This is a genomic window from Sunxiuqinia dokdonensis (assembly GCF_001270965.1).
Classification (GTDB): Bacteria; Bacteroidota; Bacteroidia; order Bacteroidales; family Prolixibacteraceae; genus Sunxiuqinia; species Sunxiuqinia dokdonensis.
The window spans coordinates 1-7708 of the sequence record NZ_LGIA01000113.1; the positions used below are offsets into that span (position 1 = coordinate 1).

General features: G+C 43.9%; 7 protein-coding genes and 1 pseudogene. All 8 read right to left on the reverse strand.

The window, feature by feature from the left end; translation table 11 throughout:
• Positions 1 to 7 precede the first annotated feature (7 nt).
• Positions 8 to 157: pseudogene (locus tag NC99_RS22670) on the reverse strand (ion channel); the annotation flags it as partial.
• A 432-nt stretch (positions 158 to 589) separates the two neighbouring features.
• Complete coding sequence (locus NC99_RS07560) at positions 590 to 1810, reverse strand: MFS transporter (protein ID WP_053181749.1); 1221 nt, start codon at positions 1808 to 1810, stop codon at positions 590 to 592.
• Between the two features lie 72 nt (positions 1811 to 1882).
• Positions 1883 to 2659 (reverse strand): hypothetical protein, encoded by a 777-nt coding sequence (locus NC99_RS07565; RefSeq protein WP_157624633.1) that lies wholly within the window; start codon positions 2657 to 2659, stop codon positions 1883 to 1885.
• Between the two features lie 27 nt (positions 2660 to 2686).
• Complete coding sequence (locus NC99_RS07570; protein WP_053181756.1) at positions 2687 to 3142, reverse strand: DUF2231 domain-containing protein; 456 nt, start codon at positions 3140 to 3142, stop codon at positions 2687 to 2689.
• Between the two features lie 21 nt (positions 3143 to 3163).
• Positions 3164 to 5293 carry a copper-translocating P-type ATPase gene (locus tag NC99_RS07575; RefSeq protein WP_053181759.1) on the reverse strand — a complete coding sequence of 710 codons (2130 nt, stop codon included), beginning with the start codon at positions 5291 to 5293 and terminating at the stop codon, positions 3164 to 3166.
• Between the two features lie 139 nt (positions 5294 to 5432).
• Complete coding sequence (locus NC99_RS07580) at positions 5433 to 6071, reverse strand: methyltransferase family protein (protein ID WP_053181762.1); 639 nt, start codon at positions 6069 to 6071, stop codon at positions 5433 to 5435.
• Positions 6072 to 6079: 8 nt separating this feature from the next.
• Positions 6080 to 6337: a DUF5676 family membrane protein gene (locus NC99_RS07585; RefSeq protein WP_053181764.1), complete on the reverse strand. Its 258-nt coding sequence runs from the start codon at positions 6335 to 6337 to the stop codon at positions 6080 to 6082.
• A 230-nt stretch (positions 6338 to 6567) separates the two neighbouring features.
• Positions 6568 to 7602 (reverse strand): type II glyceraldehyde-3-phosphate dehydrogenase, encoded by a 1035-nt coding sequence (locus tag NC99_RS07590; protein ID WP_053181767.1) that lies wholly within the window; start codon positions 7600 to 7602, stop codon positions 6568 to 6570.
• Between the last annotated feature and the right edge of the window lie 106 nt (positions 7603 to 7708).

Here is a 7708-nt window from a genome sequence, read left to right on the forward strand (position 1 = left end):
CGGTTTTTCAGGCTTGACTATCTATGTTTGATAATCCAAATATGACCCATACAAAACTTTGACCGATTTCCATCATTACTATAGTTTTTGCAGGAGTAGTGACTGGCGCTATATCTCCGTAACCGATAGACGCAAATGCTACCACACTGAAATAAAATGCTTTGACAAATACTCCAAATAATTGAAACTTGCTAAAGGCTTAATTCCGAAAAAAAATGATGTGTTAACAGCCGGCAAACAAGCAAAGTATGCGGCGTAGGAGAAAATAATCAAGCAGGACGAGTAGCCCGAAAACCCATAGAGTTGACCAAAAGAATGACACTGCTTAATAGATTTATTTACCTGGCTGAAGGTGAAAAATGTAAAATAACTTGTCTTTATCAGAGCCAGAAAAATGACAAAATAAGGTATCCAGCTTTGTTTGTGATCTACAAACTGCATAAGATAAACATACACAAGTACTACTATAACCACCAGCAAAAGGGCCAGACGCATCTGTTTAAGAAGTTGTTTTAAGAAATTACCCTGTTTATTTTATCAGTCATGATGTTTGATCTTTGGAGGATGAAACAAGGTCGTTATCAGATCTCTATAAGGTTTGAAACCCTATAAATGAAGTGGCGACTAACAGGCCGCCGGTGATGTAAAACGGGCTGACCGGAATGAAGGCATATAGGACCGTTCCGGCTAGGGGCCCTATAATCTGACCGATGCCGCTAAAGGACGATTGCATACCAAGGGCCCAGCCCGATGATTTGGGTTCCCTGAGGGAAACCTGAGCCAGAAGGTTAGGGACAATCAGTGAAGATCCCAGTCCAAAAATACCGATGGTCAACAGGATGATCCACTGTGTTTGAACCAGCACATACACCGGCAATGTGAGACCTGCAATTAAAAAACCGATAGCCATCTGTTTTTCAGGATTGGCGATGAAAAGCTTACCCCACTTGGCTACCACCGGCTGCATAATGGCCATTACCAAACCACAGATCAGCAGGCCGACCCCTATAAAGGCTACTGAAAACAGACCAGAGTCTTTAATGAACAGGGGAAATATGGTTTCAAATGAGGTGATCACCAGTTGCAGGATTGAGGATAGCAAGAGTAGCTTTCCGAAGATGGCCCATTTTCCCCGTGGGAACAAGGCGCCAATTGACTTAATGGATGGATTTGAAATTTTCACCCTGGTATCTTTTAAAAACAATAATGACAGAATAAGGGTTATCAACCCGATGATTGCCAGCACAATAAAGGGAACGCTAAAACGGTCAATCAACAGGTGCACGGAAGGATCCCAGCGCAAATGCCAGTTATTGCCTACCAACAGGCCACTGATGCCCGGCCCGGCAACTACCCCTGCACTTGCAGCAGCGCCGGACCATGCCATGGCTTTGGTACGGTTGGCTTCATCTGTAATATCTGAGACAGAAGCATTGATAACCGGCACCAAAAAGGACGAACCCAGACTACCCACAATTCGCGCAACATAAAGCATGGAAAGGCTGGTGCTGAAGGCGATCATTACCTGCATGAGCGTAAAACCACCAAGCCCTATGACTATAGGCCATTTGGAGCCAATACGGTCGGCAACTTTCCCCCACAGTGGGGCTGTAAACACCAGTGTTACCGGGTAGATAGCGGTAAGGATGCCAAAGTGAAAAACAATATTTTCCGATTGGATGGGGGATGTAATAATCCGTTCCAGAAAAAACGGCAATACGGGCAACAGCATTCCATAGCCCATCATCACCACGAAAAGGCAGACCATGAGCAGAAGGAGATTTCTATTTATGGCACGTTTGTTCATCATTGTACCTCCATTTTAAAAGCTTTATTCTTATCGCTGGATTTTCAAAGCATCTCCCGCTTCAGATCCAGTCCGCTATTCATCTTCCAGTACAGCAACTTCTATAGATTTCACCTGGATAGTACCCTTTCCATCCAGCATTAAACCGATAAAGCCATCATCCATAGTATCATCATGACCATGTGTTATGGTTTTGCTGCCTATATAGCCTTTGTAATGGGTTCCTGCTGCCGTCACCTTTAACGGCATCCAGCCTGTTGGCACATCAAACTTGCTTTCATCAAAGATTTTTTCGTTTCCGTTTACCACCCTGCCCAGTTTCATGTTATTCTCACTCACTGCTACAAACTCAAAGTTGTCCAAGTCTTTTGCATGGTGTATTAGTTTAATGGTCCCTTTGAAATCAAGTTTTTTGAGGGTGGCAATTAGGCCAACATTGCCATATTGGCTATGAAACACGAAAGCTGCCGGCGTGCCATCAGCCTTTAATTCAAGTACCCGGCTTCCTTCAACTTTCTTGACTTCCGGGTAAATGTTCCCAATGCTGCCTGTAATGAAATGGAAATCTGATTTTATCAACTCAGCACCATTTCCACCGGGCGTCCAGGTTTTGTTGCCACCTTTTTTCATATCCATCATTTCACCCTGTCCTGCCGTTTGCTGTTCGCCGGAAGTACCAACATGTTCGTGTTCTCCATTCCCTTTCGGATGATCTTCGTTTCCTTTCATCATTTGCGACTGCTCCTGGCCTTCAGATTTGGCTTGCTCATTGTTTTTTTGCGAACAACTGCTTAACATGTAAGCGCTTGTTACAAGAATTGTACTGCAGAATATCAATTTTAAATGTTTCATTGATAATTATTTTTAATGATTAAGAAATTACTTCTGTGTTCCTACTCCATACTTATAGACCAGTTTAGCTCCCAGATCGGCTGTTTGCGCTACTATCCCAATACCTACCATGCCTGTAATAACAAGCACTATGGCAAGCCATTTTTTCTTATCCCATTGTTTCCAGAAAAAGAAAAGACGGATGGCTACATAGGCCGTAAAGAAATAAAACGTGTAACTACCCCAGTCAGAATGATTACCGGCCGTTAGTTCAGCTTGCATTGGCACGGAAACCAAATCTATTGCCTGGGTGCCGCTCAGATAGGCACCAAGCGCACCAAGCGCTCCCAGCACATATAAGGCCACAGCCATATTCCTCAACCAATTTTTCTGAAGGAACAGCCAAACCAAGTCGGCTAAAACTGCTATGATCCATAGCACAATTGGAAAATGAATGATCATGGGGTGTATGTTGGGCGCCCATTCCGGTAGTAAAGCTTCCATTGTTAAATTATTCTGATTTGACTATTTGTTTTCACTACTCTTCTTCATTTTACCTTTCAGCAACTGAGCATTAATAGCCACAATGATAGTACTCAAGCTCATAAATACAGCACCCACCGCAGGCCCCAGTACAAAACCGCTAGAATAAAGCACCCCTGCCGCCAGCGGTATGGCAAAGGCATTGTACCCGGTGGCCCATATTAAGTTTTGTATCATTTTTCTATAGGTAGCTTTGCCAAATAATATCAGGTGGGCAATGTCCTGCGGATTGCTGTTCACCAGGATAATGTCTGCCGTTTCGGCCGCCACATCGGTGCCAGATCCAACAGCGATTCCTACATTGGCCTGGGCCAGGGCCGGAGCATCATTCACTCCATCTCCAGTCATTGCAACAAATTCACCTTTGTTCTGCAACTCTTTAACAATCTCCACTTTCTGGTGGGGCAATACTTCAGCATAATAGCCATCCAATCCAAGTTTATCGCTGACTGCTTTTGCTGTTTTATCATTGTCACCGGTTGCCATTAAGACTTTAATATTATTCTTTTTGAATATTTTAATCGCTTCGGCAGATTCCGGTCTTATTTCATCAGCAAGAGAAATGTAACCTGCTAATTTTCCATCAATCACCACAAAAACAACGGTTTCAGCGGCATCGCTAAAGGCATCTTCTGGAATGTTTATTTTTTCATCCCTTAAATAACCCGGACTAACTACTTTCACTTTTTTACCCTCTACATTGGCTTCTACGCCTTTACCGGTAATGGCATTAAAATTTTCCGGTTTTGGGATGGCAACTTTACCCTCTTTTACTTTTTTGATGATCCCCACAGCAATGGGGTGTTCGGAGCTTTGTTCCAAAGCACTTGCAAGACGCAATATTTCATCTTTTGAAAATTTATCATTTACAGATTCTATACGGGTAACTCCAAAATCACCTTTGGTCAAGGTTCCAGTTTTATCAAATAACAGAGCGGATATTTTACGGGATTCCTCAAATGCCGTCCTATTACGAATCAACAAACCGTTCTGGGCTGAAATAGCCGTGGAGATAGCCACTACCAGTGGTATGGCAAGTCCCAGGGCATGCGGACAGGCAATGACCATTACGGTTACCATTCTTTCCAAAGCATATACAAAAGGAAAACCCAGGATGAGCCAAACCGCCAGTGTTCCAAAGCCTACGGTAAGCGCAATATAGGTAAGCCATTTAGCAGCCCGGTCTGAAAGGCTCTGCATTCTCGATTTGGTTTTCTGGGCTTCTTCCACCATTTTAATCACCTTGTTCAGGTAGCTGTCCTTGCCGGTATGCTCCACTTTAGCCCTCAGGGATCCATTGCCATTGATGGAGCCGCCAATCACTTTTTGATCCATACCCTTTTTTACAGGCTTTGATTCGCCCGTAAGCATTGACTCGTTCAGGTAACTCTCCCCCTCAACAATCACGGCATCGGCAGGTACTTTTTCCCCTGGTTTAATGAGGATCATATCGTCCTTTTCCAGTTCTTCCAGCTTTACATCTTCCACCTCGTCGCCTTTTACCCGGTGCGCTTCCGAAGGCATCATACTGACCAAAAGTTGTAACGCCTTAGAGGCGCCCAATACCGATTTCATTTCCAGCCAGTGCCCCAGTAGCATGATATCTATCAGCGTAGCCAATTCCCAGAAAAAGTCTTCACCTTCCAACCCAAAAACCGTTGCCGAACTATAGAAATAAGCCACACTGATGGCCATCGCAATCAATGTCATCATTCCAGGGCTCCTGGTTTTAAGTTCGTTTACAAAACCTTTTAGAAAAGGCCAACCACCCCAGAAATAGACAATGGAGGAAAGACCGAAAAGCCACCACTGGTTCCCGGGCAGGAGCCAGTCGTACCCGAAAAATTCCTGGAGCATGGGGGAGAATATCAGGATTGGAATGGAGATCAATGTGGAAACCCAGAACCTTTTCCTAAAATCCCGGATCATCATCCGGTGATGGTCGTGACCTGCCATACCCATCGGTACATCATTATTCGCATGCGAATGACCGCCGTGGCCGTTATGATCATGTTTCATTGATTTTTCATGGTTATGCTCATGTTGATGATCAGCCGGATGGTCTTCATGCCGGAATTCATTCTGTTCTTGATCTTCATTTTTTTCTTTCATATTCCTCATTTTTTAGTTAAAGTTCAATTCTGCATTTTGTTCCGGACCATCAAAAGATGTCAGAATTATTAATAACCTCATAAAAGAGATTGTTCTTATCTGTGCCGGTAGAACTGATGCCTGATTTTACGTATAACCCTTAAATGTTCATAAACTGCCTCCACTTTCCTTTTACCGGGAGAAAACCGGGCACACGCCGCTTGTATTCAAGATATTCCGCCCCGAACTGTTCAATCACCTTCTTTTCTTCCCTGCGTGCAAGCAGAACGTACGCCACCACGATAACCGGGAACAGCGCTACGGAAAATATTGTCGGCCAGTGTACAACACCTTCGCCAAAAAGCCCGATGAACAGTCCCGTGTATTGAGGATGCCGCACCAGGCTGTATAATCCTCCCTTGGCGAGCCGGTTTTCTTTACGGGCGCGGTAGAGTTCGCGCCATCCTTGCAAAAAAATGCCAAAGCCTCCAAAGAGGAGCATATAACCCACGATCATGGAAATCATCATGCCGGTTTCACCCATATCCAAAAGCGTGGACCAGAGGTTTGCATTAAGATAACTGCTGTCAAGCCCAAAAAACCGGACAAGCAGGTAAATCGTAAGGGGGAAGCCGTACATCTCGGCGTACAATGCAATGATGAACGCCTGGATTAGCCCCGCGCCGGCCCACTCGCGCCAGGTTTTCGGGGCGAGATAACGGTATAACAGCCAGGATGCGATTACAATAACTATTAGTGCAACGGCCCATGCACCGGAGTGTTCAATTCCTCTTTCCATTATTCTTTTTATTTATGCCATTTTTTATAAAAAAAATTATAGATTGGCACATATACCAAACCCGCGTACACGCCAAACAGAAAACTTTCAACCAGTCCAAGGATAAACCCTCCGAAGGTTAACCATTCGAAAGCCGGCAGCACGGATTCCAGAAACGTATGCATATGAATGCTCTCCGGTGTTACCAGACCATAAATAACACAAACGATAAAACTTACGGCAGTAAATGTTCCCAACGACCAGGTTACAATTTTTATATTCAACATGATATACCTCCTTTTGTATGATTATTAATGATGATGATGGCCGGAGCCGGTGCCTGAACGTTTTTCATCCCCGTTATCCTCTTGCCCACCGTGCCCGGAGTGACCGCCATGACTACCATGACCGCCATGACCAAATAAGTGCATAACTATAAAAAGGACACCTATTAGTAGCCAAAACCAATTTTCCGCAATCCATTCCATGTTAATATCTCCTTATTTTTTGATAAATATCAGTCGTAAAACTTCTGCTTTATTCCCAAGCTTTTATTGGTCTTCACAATAGAATTCTGAGGATTTTCTTCAATGCCTGTCAAAGCCCTTATAGCATCAATGGTTTCGGGAATTACGATAGCCTGGTTATCCACCACGTAAGCATAAAATAATTCATCGCCTTCCACTTTCAGCATGTCCTGCCATAGAGCCACTTCATACATATCTCCGTAAGGCCTGTTCAATGCGAGCATTAACTCTTTAATCGCATTATTTGCTGAGAGCCCGGCTGAATAATCGATTAATGCAATGCGTGTGGAACTTCTGAAGGCCTCGAGCACCTCCTCTTTGGATACCTGCCGGGTAAGCTCAACATTCCAGTAATGAAGGTGACTGAGTGTTTCCGGTACTTTAACCGCGGCAGTTATTACATCAAAATCCGGATCAACCGTTTGTGCATCAGGCCCCTGGTGGCTGGGTATATCCTTCTCTGGAACCATTGTGTTCATGATTCCGTTCAGATGGCTCTCCCATGGATCGGTAGCCCTCCGCAATAAAGTTCCCCTTGCTTTCTTCAGCAATCCCGCTTTTTTCAAAGCTGTAAGCGTGCGAACAATAGAGGTTGTATTGCATGAAACTACCCTGGTACTTTGCAATCCGATTGCCGTTCCATAGTTATTTTCAGCGCTAAAGGAATGTCCGGTGGTTTCGTGCTTTTCCCCGCCCTGAACAATAAATTTCAGGTTGGATTCCTTGTATTTCTCAATATTTTTGGCAGCGATATTCTTCGGGGTACAATCCACGATAATGTCTGCCTTTGTTATCAGGTCTGAAAGGTTGCCCTGTACCTGTATTTCTGCATTTTCCATTTGCTTCCTGAACTCATCATTAAAAGCAAATACGGGGTATCCGTTCTTAACAGCAATTTTTATCCGCCAGTCAGTAATTATATCGCAAACCCCGATGAGCTCCATGTCATCCTGTAAGGTAACGGCATCCGCTGCCCGTTTTCCAATTACGCCATATCCGTTGATGGCTACTTTTACTTTTTTCATTTTTTAAAGATTTTTAGTTTAAAAACTACATTCTAATAGGATATTTGGTATGAAATCAGGCAATGGTAATATCCCTGGAAAGATAAACATCCTGTATGAGATTCAG